General features: G+C 33.5%; 11 protein-coding genes. 5 read left to right on the forward strand and 6 right to left on the reverse strand.

Annotated elements, in window-relative coordinates:
- Nucleotides 1-201 (forward strand): hypothetical protein (locus RH82_RS18670; protein WP_034060592.1); only part of this gene is annotated, 201 nt, incomplete at its 5' end.
- A gap of 32 nt (nucleotides 202-233) precedes the next feature.
- Here RH82_RS18670 and RH82_RS10505 read toward each other — a convergent pair.
- From RH82_RS10505 to panC, 6 genes are all read right to left on the reverse strand, one after another.
- Nucleotides 234-3,602: a lectin-like domain-containing protein gene (locus RH82_RS10505; RefSeq protein ID WP_034060594.1), complete on the reverse strand. Its 3,369-nt coding sequence runs from the start codon at nucleotides 3,600-3,602 to the stop codon at nucleotides 234-236.
- A gap of 262 nt (nucleotides 3,603-3,864) precedes the next feature.
- The gene (gene radA, locus RH82_RS10510) at nucleotides 3,865-5,223 is read right to left on the reverse strand and encodes a DNA repair protein RadA (RefSeq protein ID WP_034060596.1); all 1,359 of its coding nucleotides are present in this window, start codon (nucleotides 5,221-5,223) and stop codon (nucleotides 3,865-3,867) included.
- Between the two features lie 37 nt (nucleotides 5,224-5,260).
- Nucleotides 5,261-6,406, reverse strand: coding sequence for an alpha/beta hydrolase (locus RH82_RS10515; RefSeq protein ID WP_034060597.1), 1,146 nt, complete (start codon nucleotides 6,404-6,406; stop codon nucleotides 5,261-5,263).
- Between the two features lie 37 nt (nucleotides 6,407-6,443).
- Nucleotides 6,444-7,397, reverse strand: coding sequence for a lysylphosphatidylglycerol synthase transmembrane domain-containing protein (locus tag RH82_RS10520; protein WP_034060600.1), 954 nt, complete (start codon nucleotides 7,395-7,397; stop codon nucleotides 6,444-6,446).
- A 3-nt stretch (nucleotides 7,398-7,400) separates the two neighbouring features.
- Nucleotides 7,401-7,751 carry an aspartate 1-decarboxylase gene (gene panD / locus RH82_RS10525; protein WP_034060602.1) on the reverse strand — a complete coding sequence of 117 codons (351 nt, stop codon included), beginning with the start codon at nucleotides 7,749-7,751 and terminating at the stop codon, nucleotides 7,401-7,403.
- A gap of 13 nt (nucleotides 7,752-7,764) precedes the next feature.
- Entirely contained in the window at nucleotides 7,765-8,613 is an 849-nt protein-coding gene (gene panC / locus RH82_RS10530) for a pantoate--beta-alanine ligase (RefSeq protein ID WP_034060603.1), read from the reverse strand.
- A 195-nt stretch (nucleotides 8,614-8,808) separates the two neighbouring features.
- On the opposite strand from panC, the gene RH82_RS10535 reads away from it, so the two are divergent.
- The 4 genes from RH82_RS10535 (at nucleotide 8,809) to RH82_RS10550 (ending at nucleotide 16,154) form a co-directional block, all read left to right on the forward strand.
- Nucleotides 8,809-9,615: a glycogen/starch synthase gene (locus RH82_RS10535; protein WP_034060605.1), complete on the forward strand. Its 807-nt coding sequence runs from the start codon at nucleotides 8,809-8,811 to the stop codon at nucleotides 9,613-9,615.
- A gap of 20 nt (nucleotides 9,616-9,635) precedes the next feature.
- On the forward strand, nucleotides 9,636-11,339 hold the full coding sequence (locus RH82_RS10540; RefSeq protein WP_034060607.1) for a DUF4270 domain-containing protein: 1,704 nt from the start codon (nucleotides 9,636-9,638) through the stop codon (nucleotides 11,337-11,339).
- A gap of 6 nt (nucleotides 11,340-11,345) precedes the next feature.
- On the forward strand, nucleotides 11,346-13,196 hold the full coding sequence (gene glmS, locus RH82_RS10545) for a glutamine--fructose-6-phosphate transaminase (isomerizing) (protein WP_034060610.1): 1,851 nt from the start codon (nucleotides 11,346-11,348) through the stop codon (nucleotides 13,194-13,196).
- A gap of 195 nt (nucleotides 13,197-13,391) precedes the next feature.
- Nucleotides 13,392-16,154 (forward strand): TonB-dependent receptor, encoded by a 2,763-nt coding sequence (locus RH82_RS10550; RefSeq protein ID WP_034060612.1) that lies wholly within the window; start codon nucleotides 13,392-13,394, stop codon nucleotides 16,152-16,154.

Here is a 16,154-nt window from a genome sequence, read left to right on the forward strand (position 1 = left end):
TCATACGATAATATAATTTTTAAACTAGACCAAAGTATATTTGCTTCTGTATCTAAGTCTTCTATATCTTTTGGTATTACAGTACCACGCACATTACCTCCATTATTCCTATTTCTTGGTAAACTATTTGTTGGATCTGGCTCTCGGTTAATGCCACATCAAATAAGCGAACTTCTCAATCCAGCCATGAAAATAATTTGAAATGGCTCCCGGTTTTTATAAGCCCTCCAAGATTAAGCTTTCAGAACTAGATCTAATGTAGTACCTACAGAGCTTGTTTGTTCATATTGCTTAATGCCATTATAATATAACTGAATAAGCCCACTATTATAGACTAATGTGATATGTTGCCATGTATTAGAATTATCAAGCCATAATGCGTTTGAAAAAGTACCTTCACCGCCTTGGTTAAAAATATCGCATTCTAATTTACCATTCTGTGTGATTTCTATAATACCTTTCTGGCCAACAATTCCTGCATCTGCTTGCAAGGCACTATTCGCTTTTACCCAGAATTGTAACGTTAGCGCACTCCAATTACTTAAGTCAAGGTTTGAAGTCATTAAATGATCATTGACACCATCAAAATCTACTGTTATTGGACATCCATAAACTGTGTCATCTTTACTATCACCCATACCTTGAGGCGACCCAGAAATGGTTGGTACACCACCAGAGTTAATCCCTCCTGAAAGCATATCGCTTCCATCTAAATCAGTAAATTCAAAACTACCATCACCTTCTAAAGCATCTGGACAGCTATCATTGTCTGAGTCCAAATCTAAATAATCTGGTGTGCCATCATTATCTGTATCTAAGAATATAGGGAGTCCACAAAGATCGATTGCTCTTAATAAATGAGTATTTGTCGAACCTCCTGTTGAGGCTGAATAAGCCAATGTAGCGGTATTTATTCCTCCTAAATAATTAGTTACAATGTCGTTTGTAAAAGATCCTGCTACAGTACCGCCAATGGTATAGGATAAGGTTTGCGATACAGAATCCCACATAACCACAACATCATGATAAGCACCGTCTTCAATATCTCCTAATGAAATTGCCGTTGTTAGTATACCACCAGGCCCGAGTTGATTATCTGAATCCCAAATCATTCCATGATCATTAGCAATATCTCCGGTAGCAGCTAAATTACTACTATTATCAAACGTGTCTATTTCTAAGACAATACCGTCTACTATGCCCCTAGCTCCAATACCAGAACCTTCGGCACCTAATGTGTTTATACCAGCTGGATCGTTATGAAATACAATAGCTATTCCGTCTGCTCCTCCATTATTACTACCTAAATTCGCTTCAAACTCAAAAGTAAATGAAGAACTAAAGTTCACCTTTCCAAAAGAATTAATAATCCCACTCTCACTAAGCAAATCATCGGTTAATTGTATTACATCCTCACCCACTTGAATGGCATTGCCAGCAGGGTTAAAAAGACTAAAAAAAGTGGTATCTAATCCATTTTCTACACAATCCAATATACCATCATTATCATCGTCAAAATCGCAGGCATCATCTACTCCATCTCCATCTGTATCTATACCGGAAGCATGCGGGCAATCACAAGAAAAAATTGCAGCATTTTGGAAATCTCCTGTGGCGTTTGAAGCTATGGCTGTGTTTGGTATACCATCTATATCTACATCGTTTGATGGAAATTGATAGTTTGCCGTTTGATTTGTTGTTGTTCCGGCTTCTATTGCATCTGAACAACCATCATTATCACTATCTAAATCTAAATAATCTGGAGTACCATCACTATCTGTATCTGTTTCTACTACAATTGGTGCATTACAAGTATTTGCAGTGTATTGTATTTCTTGTATATAGGGTTCCCATCCCACCTGACCACCACTTATCCACCGCATGCGATAGGTTTGATACGCCGTTGTATTAGTTAAATTTATTAGCTCTCTATTAGACTCAGCTATACCATTTGAAGTTATAAGAGGTGTAAGATTATCGTAGCCTGTTCCATTAAAACCTTGAACTTGAAATTGAACACCATTTTCTAGAAAAGAAATTGTTCTATCTAAAATGATATCAATTTGTGTTAAAGTAACCGCTTCTGAAAAGTTGATTGTAAAAATATCCCTTTGAACAGTAAAATTTTGATTATTAGTAAAATAGAAAACATTAGCGAGATTTAAATCAAATAGGTCCGCTGCTGTGCCGTTATCTATTACTAAATCGGTTCCAATAGAAGATATTTGTTGCACTGGGCATACAACTGTTGTCCCTAATTCATCTGTATCTAAAACACCATCATTGTCATCGTCTAGATCGCAGACATCTGATACGCCATCGCCATCCGTATCCGTATTTCCTGAAGGTATCGCGTCACATGAGTCTATTACTGGACAAGCACCTATTCCGTCAATGACTTGAGCTAGTGTAGCTGTATAATCTGGAATTCCATCGTTAATTGTTCCGCCATTAGAACCGTCGTCTACTGCATCTACAAAACCATCACTATTAGCATCTACATCTGGGAATTGATAATTAAATCCTAGGTTTGTTACTGCTCCCGATTCAAAAGCATCACTACAACCGTCGCCATCACTGTCTAGATCTAAATGGTCTGGACTCCCATCTCCATCTGTATCCAAAGTAGATAAAAAGGTTAAAACTGGTATTGAACCGCCACCAATATTAGCAATAAGGTTTGCTTCCATCTCTATTACACGGATATCTAATCCTGTGCCATCTGTAATAGAAGCGACTACTATATGCGAAAAATTAGAAATATTAGTAGTTGCATCGTAAGTTATAACACCATCACTACCAGGAGCAGGAGAAGCATAACCGCTATCCGTACCATCATCTAGCAACTGTATAGGAGTAAAAAAAGTATCAACAACAACACCACTCGCACCTGGAATACCTTGATAAAATTGTAAGATAGCACCCATAGGGCTAAAATCTACTCCTTCGGTATCTATATCAGCATCTCCATCTCGACTAAAATCATCTCCAGTTAATCCATCGCCTGTTCTATCTAAAAACAAACTATTAAAACCATCGTAATTATCATGAATTCCATCCACAGGTGTAATGTCTACAAATGGAATATCGAATAGGTCATTAGGGTTGAGACCTAAATCAGCTGAACCTGAAACAATATCTGCAGCTATATCACCCGCATCTTCCCCAAGAGCATCATCGTTTTCCATATAAAGTCTAAACAAAGTACCTGCACTTACATTAACATTACTCGAACCATCTTTAGCTCCAATTACTAACGCATTATCTAATATGGATCCGTTTAAATCTCCAGGAGTAATAACAAAATCGTGAAAGCGCAAGTCTTGGTTGCCTGTATATATTGTTAATCCGTCAAAAATTAGGGCTACTGTTGGTTCATCCGAAACGTGATTAGGAAATTGCGAAAATTCTAAGGTATAACTATCAAATACCGAACCTTCGTTCGTATCTAAAACACCATCATTGTCATCGTCTAAATCTATAGAGTTTAAGAGTCCATCATTATCACAGTCATTTACCGGTCCAATACATTGGGCATAAATGCTATGAGATAATAAAAATGACAGCAAAAATAAAAATAATAAACTGCTATGTTTATTCATAATACGTGAAATTGAGGAATATAACTCGTTATTAATAAACAATCTAGGTTGAAAAGCACCATGGATCAGTTCAAATAAAACTAATTATATTTTAAAACACATAATTAATCGATTAAGTGTGTGATTTTACCGATTAAACCCAATTATCTTAATATATAATTTAAATAAACAGCACATTTTAAGTGCTTTACGTATTTTTTGAAATAAAAAAAATGAAGTAACTAACAAATAAGTTCAATAAAAGAAGCTGAAGAAACATATTTTAAACGATATAACTCACTAGATCCTCAATTTTAGAAATGAGCTGAACTTTAATTTCAGTGTTTTTAAGTGAAATCTTATTATATTTGGAAACGAAAATAGTTGAGAACCCAAGTTTTTCTGCTTCCAAAATACGCTGTTCTACACGTTGTACTGGTCTAATTTCTCCAGACAAACCAACTTCTGCAGCAAAGCAATAATTAGCAGGCAAAGCTTCGTCTTCGTTAGAGGACAAAATAGCAGCCACAACCGCCAAATCTATAGCTGGATCATCTACAGTAATACCTCCTGTAATATTTAAAAATACATCTTTTGCACCTAAACGAAATCCCGCTCGTTTTTCTAAAACAGCAAGAAGCATATTTAATCGTTTAGCGTTAAACCCTGTTGCACTGCGTTGAGGCGTTCCATAAACTGCAGTACTAACTAAAGCCTGAACTTCTATCATTAATGGACGCATGCCCTCCAAAGTTGCAGCTATAGCGTTTCCTGATAATTCTTCATCCTTTTTAGAGATTAAAATCTCGCTTGGGTTACTAACCTCTCTTAATCCTGAACCTTGCATCTCGTATATTCCCAACTCGTTTGTAGAACCAAAACGATTTTTTTGAGCGCGTAAAATTCTAAATACATGGTTTCTATCACCTTCAAATTGTAAAACAGTATCCACCATGTGTTCCAGTATTTTTGGACCGGCAATATTACCATCTTTGGTAATATGGCCAATTAAAACCACTGGTGTATTGGTTTCTTTAGCAAATTTAATAAGCTCAGAAGTACATTCTTTTACTTGGGAGATACTTCCACTAGACGATTCGATATAATCGCTATGTAAGGTTTGAATAGAATCTATAATAACGATGTCTGGCTCTAAAGCTTCAATTTGTTTAAAAATACTCTGCGTTTTGGTTTCGGTAAGAATATAACAACTGTCGTTATTTGGATTAATGCGTTCTGCGCGCATTTTTATCTGTTTCTGGCTTTCTTCTCCAGAGACATACAGCGTTTTATAAGGGAGTTTTAATGAAATCTGAAGTAATAATGTGCTTTTCCCTATTCCTGGTTCGCCACCTAAAAGCGTTAATGAACCTGGAACAATTCCACCTCCTAAAACACGATTAAACTCAGCGTCTAAGGTGTCTAGTCTTGCTTCTTTAGAGCCATCAATTTGCTTAATTGTTAAAGGTTTCGAAGTGCGTTTTTGTGTGTTTGTAGGTGTTTTCCAATCGCTTTTTTCTGGCTTCTGAATAACTTCTTCAACAATAGTATTCCACTCTTTACAAGCTGTACATTGCCCTTGCCATTTAGAGTATTGCGTGCCACAACTCTGACAAAAAAAAGTAGTTTTAACTTTAGCCATAATGCTCTTCTAAACTCTCCAAAAGAAGAGGAATTAATTAATATCCAAAATCGGCTTTGATTTGCTCCGACAACTCTAAAACGTGATCTTTTGTAATACCTCCAATTTCTTGTAAAATATAAGCCGATTGATAGGTTTTCATTGCTTTTTTAGAATCTCCTGTTTCTTCGTAAAAACGTCCTAAGTAATAATTTCCTAATAACGTATCTGGATATTGTTTTCTTGCTAATTTGCCTAAAGGCTCGAAATATTCAAACTTTTTAGATTTTTTTATTGCCGCAGCAATAGCTCTAAAATCGTTAATTAATATTGGTTTACTAATACCGAAAAGATCTTCGATCGCATCATATTTTTCTATTAAATAATCTACTGGTGACGTTTCTAATTTTAAAATGGTATCCTTATATTCTTTCTTAGATATAGGTTTAAAAATGAAGAAAATACTTTCTAAGGCTTTTGGGATTGCATGGGCTGGCAATGAATAATGTGTTGGACCTTCAAAATTATTAAAAGTAGTAAGCACACTTTTATTGTCTATACCCATTAGAGCAGTATTTAAAGCTTCGGCTTGCGTTTTTACACTTTTAATATCGTTAGAAGAAGTGGCTAAATAATAGAATGTTTTTGTAGTTATATTAGGAAGTCTTTCGGTTAAAAAAGCTTGCAAGTCAGGAGCCAATTCAGGACTTATACTAACATAAGCGTTAAATAATGGCTTTTCCTTAAGTAAATAATAATTAATAAAACTTGCTGTAATACCATGACCAACAACCACTTTAAACTTCTCTGTTCTGTATGTTTTTTCAATATAAGGAATAAGCTCGGTGCCAATAAAATCGAAAAAAGCTAAGCCTGATTCTATTGGTAGTGAATTTTGCTCAGAATACATGGTATCATTTTCACGATTATCGAATTGATTAATACCAACAACTATTGCTTCAGGAATATCTTCCCAATAAGCCGCATAATCAACATTACCTGCAACGATTTCGAACATATAATCGCCATCTAAAACTACAATTATTGGATAACTTTTATCACTAGAATCGTAACTTCTTGGCAATTGGATTTTAATTTCTCTCGCTTCTCCTAATTTTTCGGAATTAAAATTTTTATACGTGACTTGTGCAGTAATAAATTGTGCAGAAAAAAGTATAACAAAAAGGTATAAAAAGTGTTTCATAAGAAGGTGAATTTATTTTAAAAGAGCAAGGTACAAATTATTTTTTTCTATTATAAACAGGTAAATATAATAAGGATAGACCACCAAAAAAGATAACAAGCACTGTTTGAGACGCCCACATAATCCATCCAAAAGCATAACTTGGGTCCTTAGTAATACTAAAAATAGAAAAAGCCGTAAAAACAGCTATAGGATAGGAACCAATGCCTCCATTTGTTGCAGCGATACTAAAACTAGCTAAAATAAAACCAATTAAAATAGCTCCAAAAGGAATATTTTCTAAACCTTGAATTGCGAATGTTGTAACATAAAACATAAGCACATACATAGTCCATATAAAGAATGTATGAAATATAAACGCCCATTTTTTCTTCATTTTAAAAATACTTAAAGCACCTTCAATTAATCCGTTAACAAAAGTTTTAATTTTTAAGGCAATACTAGATGTGCTTCTTTTTATATAAAAAACAAAAAATAATGCTACCGCTGCCAAAATGGTAAATCCTAATATAATTTTGGTGGGATTAAATTTTTCAGCTAAAAAACTATAAATAAAATCGAACTCTAAAAATAAAGTAATGGTGATGATTAAGAACACAACCAAAACATCTGCAACACGTTCTGCAACTATAGTTCCAAAGGCTTTTTCGAAAGGAACGCCTTCGTAGTTTGTTAGGATGGTTGCTCGTGCTACTTCTCCCGCTCTTGGAATAGTATAATTAATTAAATAAGTTGCAAAAACAGCCATTATACTGTTTCCTAATCTTACTTTATAGCCTAATGGTTCTAATTGAAACAACCATCTATACGCTCTTGATAGGTGGCTTAAAAAGCCCAAAAAAACACCTAAAACAATCCAAGCTTTATCCGCACTTTTCCAATATTCCAAAACAACTTGTAATGGAACATCTTGCAAAGAGTACCAAATTAAAAAGAATCCCAATAGAATTGGGAGCGAAATTTTTAAAATTTTAAGTATTGATTTATTCACTAATTATTTTAATAAATTCGTAGCTTCATCCGGAAACACCAATGATGGCTTAAATATTTTAGCTGCTTCAATATCCATAAAGCCATAAGTAATTAATATTAGCACATCTCCAGGAGACACCAATCTTGCCGCGGCTCCATTTAATGTTATCTCTCCACTATTTCTCGGCCCAGGAATTGCGTAAGTTTCTAAACGCGCTCCATTATTATTATTTACAATTTGAACTTTCTCGCCCTGTATAATATTTGCTGCTTCCATCAAATCTTCATCGATAGTAATACTACCAATATAATTAAGGTCTGCACCTGTAACTTTAACTCTGTGGATTTTAGATTTTACTACTTGTATTTGCATGGTACAAAGGTAATTAATTTAGTGCTATATTATCTATTAATCTAATGTCATCTGCATAAGCAGCAACAAACGCGCGATATGTTTTGAATTTGGATTTTCTTTTTACAGTCTTCAAGGTTTCAATATCTGCAATTACAAAATACTCAAGTTCTAAAAACTTGTTTTTAGCAAATTGTGTTTCAACCCATTTTGTAACTTCTTTAGCGCTTTTTGTTCCAAATCTCACTTTGGCTGTCGTTAGCGTTTTAAAAATAAATGGAGCTGCATTTCTGTAATCTGGTTTTAGTCTTGAGTTTCTAGAACTATAAGCTAAACCAGTATCTTCTCTGAAAATTTCGCAACCTTTTACAATAACTGGCAGATTATATTTCTGCGCCAATTTTTTAATAATTGCTAATTGCTGATAATCTTTTTCTCCAAAATAAGCGATGTTTGGCATTACAATTTCAAAAAGTCTTTTAACAATTGTACCAACGCCATCAAAATGACCGTTTCGAAATTGACCTTCCATCTCGAATTCTAATCCATCGAAACTAAAATGTTCCGCTTTTGTATTACCTCCATATATATCTTCAACACTTGGTGCATAAACTAAAATAGAATTGGAAACAGTCTTTAAAAGTGCAACATCTTGTTCTAATGTTCTTGGGTACTTTTTTAAATCTTCGACATTATCAAACTGTGTTGGGTTTACAAAAACGCTAACGACACAAACATCGTTTTCTTGTAATGCGCTTTGCACTAGAGACAAATGCCCATTATGTAAAGCTCCCATTGTTGCTACAAAACCAAAAGTAGCTCCTTTTGATTTTGCCTTAGAAATATGGTCTTGAATTTCGGATTTATTGTTGAAAATAGTCATTTTTAATACAAAATTAACGCTTGCAAACTTAATATATTAGTAGCAATCTGCATAAATTTTTGTACTTTTGCGTGTTTTTTATTTTCATTTCTTAGTGTTTAAGTAGATTTAACCTGCTTTATAGACAGATTTTAGAAATAGAAAATAAAAGGTTAAACAAAATTAGCCAAAATTTAAACCGATTAAAACTAACTTATGAAAGATAAGAGAATATTATATGTGTCGTCTGAAGTAGTACCATATTTGCCAGAAACTGAGATTTCTTCAATGTCGTTTGAAACTCCAAGAATGGTAAATCAACAAGGTGGACAAATTAGAATATTCATGCCTAAGTACGGGAATATTAACGAAAGAAGACACCAATTACATGAAGTTATTAGACTTTCTGGAATTAATTTAGTGATTAATGATTTAGATATGCCGCTTATAATTAAAGTTGCATCTATACCAAAAGAGCGTATTCAGGTTTATTTTATAGATAATGATGAATATTTTAAAAGAAAAGCAACATTAACAGATGAGGACGGGAAATTATTCTCAGATAATGATGAGCGCGCTATTTTCTTTGCAAAAGGTGTTATAGAAACTGTTAAAAAACTAAACTGGTCACCAGATATTATTCATATTCATGGTTGGCTTGCTGCCCTACTACCACTATACCTAAAGCAGTTCTATAAAGATGAACCTTTGTTTAACGAAAGTAAAATTGTGACTTCGGTGTACAATCAAAGCTTTGAAAACACGTTAAATAAAGACCTAATTAATAAAGTAGCTTTCGATAATATCGATAAAGATGCTTTAAAAATACTAGAAGAGCCTACTTACAATAATTTAATGAAGGTTGCTATTGACAACTCAGACGCATTAATAATTGGTTCTGAGGAAATCCCTAAAGAACTAGAGGACTATTTAAAACAAGCTGATAAGCCTGTTTTAGATTATAAAGAAAAAGATGAGTTTGCCGAAGCGTATACAGCATTTTATAATGAAAGTGTTTTATAACAAACGAAGAAGAAAAATTTATGAAAAAAATAATTAATAGCCTAAAGTCTATTGTTGCTCTTGGCTTAATTTTAGTAATTTCAATATCTTGTGATAGCGATTTTACCAATATTGAAAGTGATATTCAAGGTATAAAAAACTTTGAAGCTACTAGTAAATTATTTCCATTTATTACAAGAACACAAACATTTACACCTTTTACAGCTAGTGGAAATATTGATCTTGATGGAGTGCAAACTAATGGCTTAAATGGTAGTCTTTTTGGTGTTTATAAAAACCCTACAACTGCCTTCGGGACAACTATAGCAAGTATTGTTTCGCAAGTAGCACCAATAACTTACAATCCAGATTTTGGAGAATCGAATAGAAGTATCGAGTCTGTTTTTCTTAATATACCTTATTTTTCAACTGTAGAAAGTACAGAAGAAAATGGAGACAACACATATAAGTTAGATTCTTTAATAGGAGAAACAGACCAAAATTTTAAGCTATCTATTTACAGAAATAATTACGTACTTAGAGATTTAGACCCAAATTCAGATTTTCAAAATCCGCAATGTTACTATTCTAACCAACGTGATTTGTTTCTATCAAATTCTACAATTGGTGACTTATTATATGAAAATAACGAATTTACTATAAATTCTGATGAATATAGAATACAAGAACTAGACGAAGACGGTCTTCCTGTTTTTGAGGATGATGGTGTTACTCCGGTATACTCAGAACGTTATGCTCCTGGCATTAGAATAAATCTTGTAGACTTACAAGATGCCATAAGCGTAGCCTACTGGGAAAATATATTTTTTGCTAATCAAGGTAATGATGTCCTAAGCACACAAAGTAATTTTAAAGATTTCTTTAGAGGCCTAATTATTAATGTGGAGCTCAATGACACAGCAGGACCAGTAGAAAGTATTACCTACTTAAACTTTAATGCGGCAAGTATTCTTTTTGATTATACAAATCAAGAAGAAATAGATGCCGAAGAAGCAGGGAATCCTTTTGAGGCCAGAGACGCAACAGTTTACAGATTAGAATTTAATGGGAATAGAGTAAACACTTTCGATCAAATTAATGTTGATGACCATGATCAAGACGAAGATAATTTGTATTTAAAAGGAGCTGATGGCTCAATGGCTGTTTTAGAGTTGTTCTCTGGAGAAATAGAAAACGATGAAGGTGAACTTGTCCCTACTTTCGATTACTTCTATGGAAAAAAAGACAAATGGTTAATTAACGAAGCTAACCTAGTATTTTATGTAAACCAAGACCTCATAGGAGGAAATGGAACAAACGAACCAGATCGTTTAACTTTATACGATTTAAAAAATAATACTCCAATATTAGATTATTTCTTAGATGGCTCAGTAAATACTTTGGCACCTAACGCATCAAAAACTGGGTTTTCACAAGTCCTTGAAAGAAATGATGCCGGAAAAGGAGTAAAATATAAGATTCGATTAACTGCCCATATTTCAAACATTTTACAAAGGGACTCTACAAATGTTAAATTAGGTTTGTTTTTAGCAAATAATGTAAATGTTTTGTCACGGACTAAAATCCAAGGAAGAAATAATGACGATGATGATAGTACTTTAGACATTGTACCTAGTACAAGTATTTTAAGTTCAAAAGCTACCGTTTTACATGGTTATGATGAAAACGTAAACTCAGAATTTAGAGCAGAATTCGAAATTTTTTATACAGAACCAGAAAATTAAAAATATATGTGTGGTATAGTTGGTTATATTGGCAAAAAAGAAGCTTATCCTATTATTCTTGAAGGTCTAAAAAGACTAGAATATAGAGGTTACGATAGTGCAGGAATCGCTTTATACGATGGCGAAAACTTAAAACTATCTAAAACAAAAGGAAAAGTTTCAGATTTAGAAAATAAAATTACAAAGGACAAACAACTTACTAATGGTAATGTTGGAATTGGTCATACGCGTTGGGCTACACACGGTGTTCCAAACGATGTTAATTCTCATCCACATTATTCTAACTCTGGAGAGTTAGTAATTATCCATAATGGAATTATCGAAAACTACGCTTCTATAAAAAAAGAGCTTATTAATAGAGGCTATACCTTCTCGTCTGACACAGATACCGAAGTATTAATTAACCTTATTGAAGACGTAAAAAAGAACGAAAACGTAAAACTTGGAAAAGCTGTTCAAATAGCATTAAACCAAGTTATTGGTGCTTATGCCATTGCTGTTTTCGATAAAAATAAACCAGATGAAATTGTTGTTGCAAAATTAGGAAGTCCTCTTGCTATTGGCGTAGGAGAAGATGAGTTTTTTATTGCAAGCGACGCAACTCCTTTTCTAGAATATACTAAAAAAGCCATCTATCTTGAAGATGAAGAAATGGCTATTGTTCGACTAAAAAAAGGTGTAAAAATCAGAAAAATTAAAGATGATTCTTTAGTAGCCCCATACATTCAAGAGCTTCAGCTTAATTTAGAACAAATAGTAAAAGGTGGTTACGACCATTTTATGCTTAAAGAAATACACGAACAACCAGAAGCTATAAAAGATACTTATCGCGGAAGATTAAATGTAAAAGAAGGCTTAATAAGAATGGCCGGAATAGACGACAATCTTGAAAGAATCCTTAACGCTAATAGAATTATTGTTATTGCTTGTGGAACATCTTGGCATGCAGGTTTAGTTGCAGAATACATATTTGAAGACTTAGCTAGAATTCCAGTTGAAGTAGAGTATGCTTCAGAATTTAGATATAGAAACCCAGTTATTACAGAAAAAGATGTGGTTATAGCAATTTCTCAATCTGGAGAAACTGCAGACACCTTAGCTGCTATAAAATTAGCAAAATCTAAAGGTGCATTTGTCTTTGGCGTATGTAATGTTGTAGGTTCTTCGATTGCAAGGGAAACCCATGCAGGAGCCTATACACATGCTGGACCCGAAATTGGTGTAGCTTCTACAAAAGCGTTTACTACACAAATTACAGTATTAACATTAATTGCTTTAAAATTAGCAAAAGAAAAAGGAACAATTTCTAAGTCGGTTTTCCAACATCACCTTCAAGAACTAGAACTCATTCCTGGAAAAGTTGAAAAAGCATTATTACAAGACGAACATATTAAAACTGTAGCTGAAACCTATAAAGATGCTAAGAACTGCTTGTATTTAGGTCGTGGTTATAACTTCCCAGTAGCTTTAGAAGGCGCTTTAAAACTTAAAGAGATTTCTTATATTCATGCTGAAGGCTATCCTGCTGCAGAAATGAAACATGGTCCAATTGCTTTAATTGATGAACAAATGCCCGTTTTCGTAATTGCTACTAAAAAAGGACATTACGAAAAAGTCGTTAGTAATATTCAAGAAATAAAATCTCGTAAAGGAAAAATTATTGGTATTGTTACAGAAGGTGATGAAGATGTAAAGCATCTTGCAGATCATGTTATTGAAGTGCCGGATACAATAGAATCTTTAACACCTTTATTAACTACGATTCCGTTACAATTATTATCATACCATATAGCAGTAATGCTAGATAAAAATGTAGATCAACCTAGAAATTTGGCTAAATCTGTAACTGTAGAGTAATATTTATTTATTCTAAATAACAATTACACTTTATTAAATACATATTAAACACTGCTCTTTTTTATACTATACATAAAAAAGAGCAGTGTTTTTTAATATATGTTATACTATGCACGCATAATTTTCGTTAACTTTTTTTTAAGATATACTTTAAAAACGTATATTGGCTTATATTAAATTAACTAAATAAAAAAAATGAGAACAATCTTATCAATTGTATTGTTGTTTTTTTGTGCTTTAACTTATGCGCAAACAACAATAAGTGGTACTGTTATGGACAATAACGGATTACCTATTCCTGGTGCAAATATTATTGTAGTAGGAACATCTTCAGGAAACATAAGTGATTTTGATGGTAAATTTACATTATCAACAGATAGCACGCCTCCATTTTCAGTACAAGCTAGTAGTGTTGGTTTTGCTACAGAAACAATGGATGTTACTTCGGAAAATCAAACCATAGAATTCGTTTTAGCTGAAGGAAGTATTCTTGATGAAGTAGTTATTTCTGCTTCAAGAACTCCAGAACGTATTTTTGAATCTCCAGTAACGGTAGAACGTTTTGGTTTAAAACAAATTAAAACTACTGCTTCTGCAGATTTTTATGGTGGACTAGAAAACCTAAAAGGTGTAGATGTTAACACAAACAGTTTAACGTTTAAATCTGTTAACACACGTGGTTTTGCAAGTTTTGCAAATACACGATTTATGCAATTAGTAGATGGCATGGACAACTCTACTCCTGCTTTAAATTTCCCAATTGGTAATTTGGTTGGTATGGTAGAGACAGATGTACAAAGCGTAGAGTTATTGCCTGGAGCATCTTCTGCTTTATATGGAGCAAATGCTTTTAATGGTATTTTATTTATGAGAAGTAAAAATCCTTTTGATCATCAAGGGATTAGAGTTTCACTTAAAAGAGGTATTACCTCGCAAGAAGCTGCTGGTGACAATGCTTATACAGATATTGGTATAACCATGGGACATAAGTTCTCAGACAAATTTGCAGCAAAAGTAAATTTCGGATACTTAAAAGGTACAGATTGGGCTGCAACTAGCGAAGTAGATAAAATAGATCCTACTAGAACCCGTTCTAATACAAATTACGATGGTATTAATGTTTATGGTGACGAAGTTTCAACAAATATTAGAGCTGCCTCTGGTCTAGGAATTATTCCAGATGTTGTAGTTAGTAGAACAGGATATAATGAGCGTGATTTAACAAATTATAATGCTGAAAGCATTAAAGCAGATTGGGGATTATACTTTAGACCAATAGAGGATAATAGTTTAGAAATTTCTTACGTTGGAAAAGTTGGAACAGGTAACACAATATACCAAGGTACTAACAGGTATAATATCAAAAGATTCTTCCAACAACAACATAAATTAGAAGTTAAAAACGATAATTTCTTTGTAAGAGCTTACGAAGTTTCAGATAAAGCTGGTGATTCTTACGATATGGTATTTACTGGTATTAATATTAACAGAGCTTGGAAAAGTGATTCACAGTGGTTTCAAGAATACATAGCAACTTATGCTGGTATAGAACTAACAGGAAACCCTCTAGGCTTATCGACACAACAAAAGCATGATGCGGCCAGAGCAACAGCAGACACTGGTCGTTTTTTACCTGGATCAGATGGATTTAACTCAGCATTTAATAAGAGTGTTGCCGATCCTGATTTAAGAACTGGTTCTAAATTTCAAGATGCTTCTAAATATTTTCATAGTGATGCAAATTATAACTTTAGTCACTTAACAGATATCGCAGACATTCAAGTTGGTGGATCTTACAGACAATATAGTTTAAATTCTGGAGGAAGTATTTATACTGATACTGATGGACCAATTCAATATTCAGAATTTGGTATTTACACACAAATTCAAAAAGATTTAGAACTTAGTGAAGACATGAAATTAAAACTAACGGCTTCTGGGCGTTACGATAAATCAGAATTGTTTGATGGTTTCTTCTCACCAAGGTTATCTGCTGGCTTAACAGTAAATAGAAATCACAATGTTAGAGCTTCTGTGCAAACAGGTTTTAGAAACCCAACCACTCAAGATTTATTTATTGGTTTAGATGCAGGTAGGGCCATATTGGTTGGTTCTGCACCAAATAACTTAGACCGGTATTCTAAAGATTACAATATAAGTACTGTTGGTCAAACAACCTTTGGACAACCTGGAACTGTTACACAAACTGGTGCAGCAGCTTATAACAATTCTTATTCTGCTAGTTCTGTAACCGCTTTTGCGGCTGCTGGAAATCCAGCTTTATTAACTGTAGCTAATCCAGATATTATTAAGCCAGAGCAAGTAACTTCTATCGAAATTGGTTACAGAGGAAAATTCGATAAATTAATTGTAGATTTCAGCACCTATTATAACAAATACCAAGACTTCATTTCTCAAGAAGTTGTTATCGCTCCATTTTATGGAGTAGCTGGAGATGGTGGTCTTTCAGTAGCCGCTTTAGCAAATGGCGATTTTCAAGCGTATAGCACCTATACTAACACTAAAGCAGATGTAAACTCTTATGGAGCTTCAATAGGGTTGTCTACAAAAGTATTTAATGGATTCGATTTAGGCGGAAGTTACACGTTTACAAAACTAGATTTTGACGATGCAACATATCCAGATGTGATGCTTAGCTTCAACACACCTGAACATAAATTTAAAGCCTCTTTTGGTCATACAGAAGTATTTAAAAACTTTGGTTTCAATATCTCATATAGATTTAGTGATGACTATTTCTGGGAAGCAACTTTTGGTAACGGTATCGTACCTGAATTCCATGTGTTAGATGCACAAGTTAACTATAAAATACCTAGTTTAAAATCAGTAATAAAAGTTGGTGCAACTAACTTAACTGGCGACGAATACTTTACAGCATTTGGTACAGGATTTATTGGATCTATGTATTATGCATCATTAACAATTAACAACTTATAA

Source organism: Lacinutrix jangbogonensis (assembly GCF_000797445.1).
GTDB lineage: Bacteria > Bacteroidota > Bacteroidia > Flavobacteriales > Flavobacteriaceae > Lacinutrix > Lacinutrix jangbogonensis.

Excerpts from the sequence above, each read along its gene's own strand:
- RH82_RS10535 (WP_034060605.1), top strand. The coding sequence starts at position 8,809 with ATGAAAGATAAGAGAATATTATATGTGTCGTCTGAAGTAGTACCATAT.
- panD (WP_034060602.1), bottom strand. The coding sequence starts at position 7,751 with ATGCAAATACAAGTAGTAAAATCTAAAATCCACAGAGTTAAAGTTACA.
- RH82_RS10540 (WP_034060607.1), top strand. The coding sequence starts at position 9,636 with ATGAAAAAAATAATTAATAGCCTAAAGTCTATTGTTGCTCTTGGCTTA.
- RH82_RS10505 (WP_034060594.1), bottom strand. The coding sequence starts at position 3,602 with ATGAATAAACATAGCAGTTTATTATTTTTATTTTTGCTGTCATTTTTA.
- radA (WP_034060596.1), bottom strand. The coding sequence starts at position 5,223 with ATGGCTAAAGTTAAAACTACTTTTTTTTGTCAGAGTTGTGGCACGCAA.
- glmS (WP_034060610.1), top strand. The coding sequence starts at position 11,346 with ATGTGTGGTATAGTTGGTTATATTGGCAAAAAAGAAGCTTATCCTATT.
- panC (WP_034060603.1), bottom strand. The coding sequence starts at position 8,613 with ATGACTATTTTCAACAATAAATCCGAAATTCAAGACCATATTTCTAAG.
- RH82_RS10550 (WP_034060612.1), top strand. The coding sequence starts at position 13,392 with ATGAGAACAATCTTATCAATTGTATTGTTGTTTTTTTGTGCTTTAACT.
- RH82_RS10515 (WP_034060597.1), bottom strand. The coding sequence starts at position 6,406 with ATGAAACACTTTTTATACCTTTTTGTTATACTTTTTTCTGCACAATTT.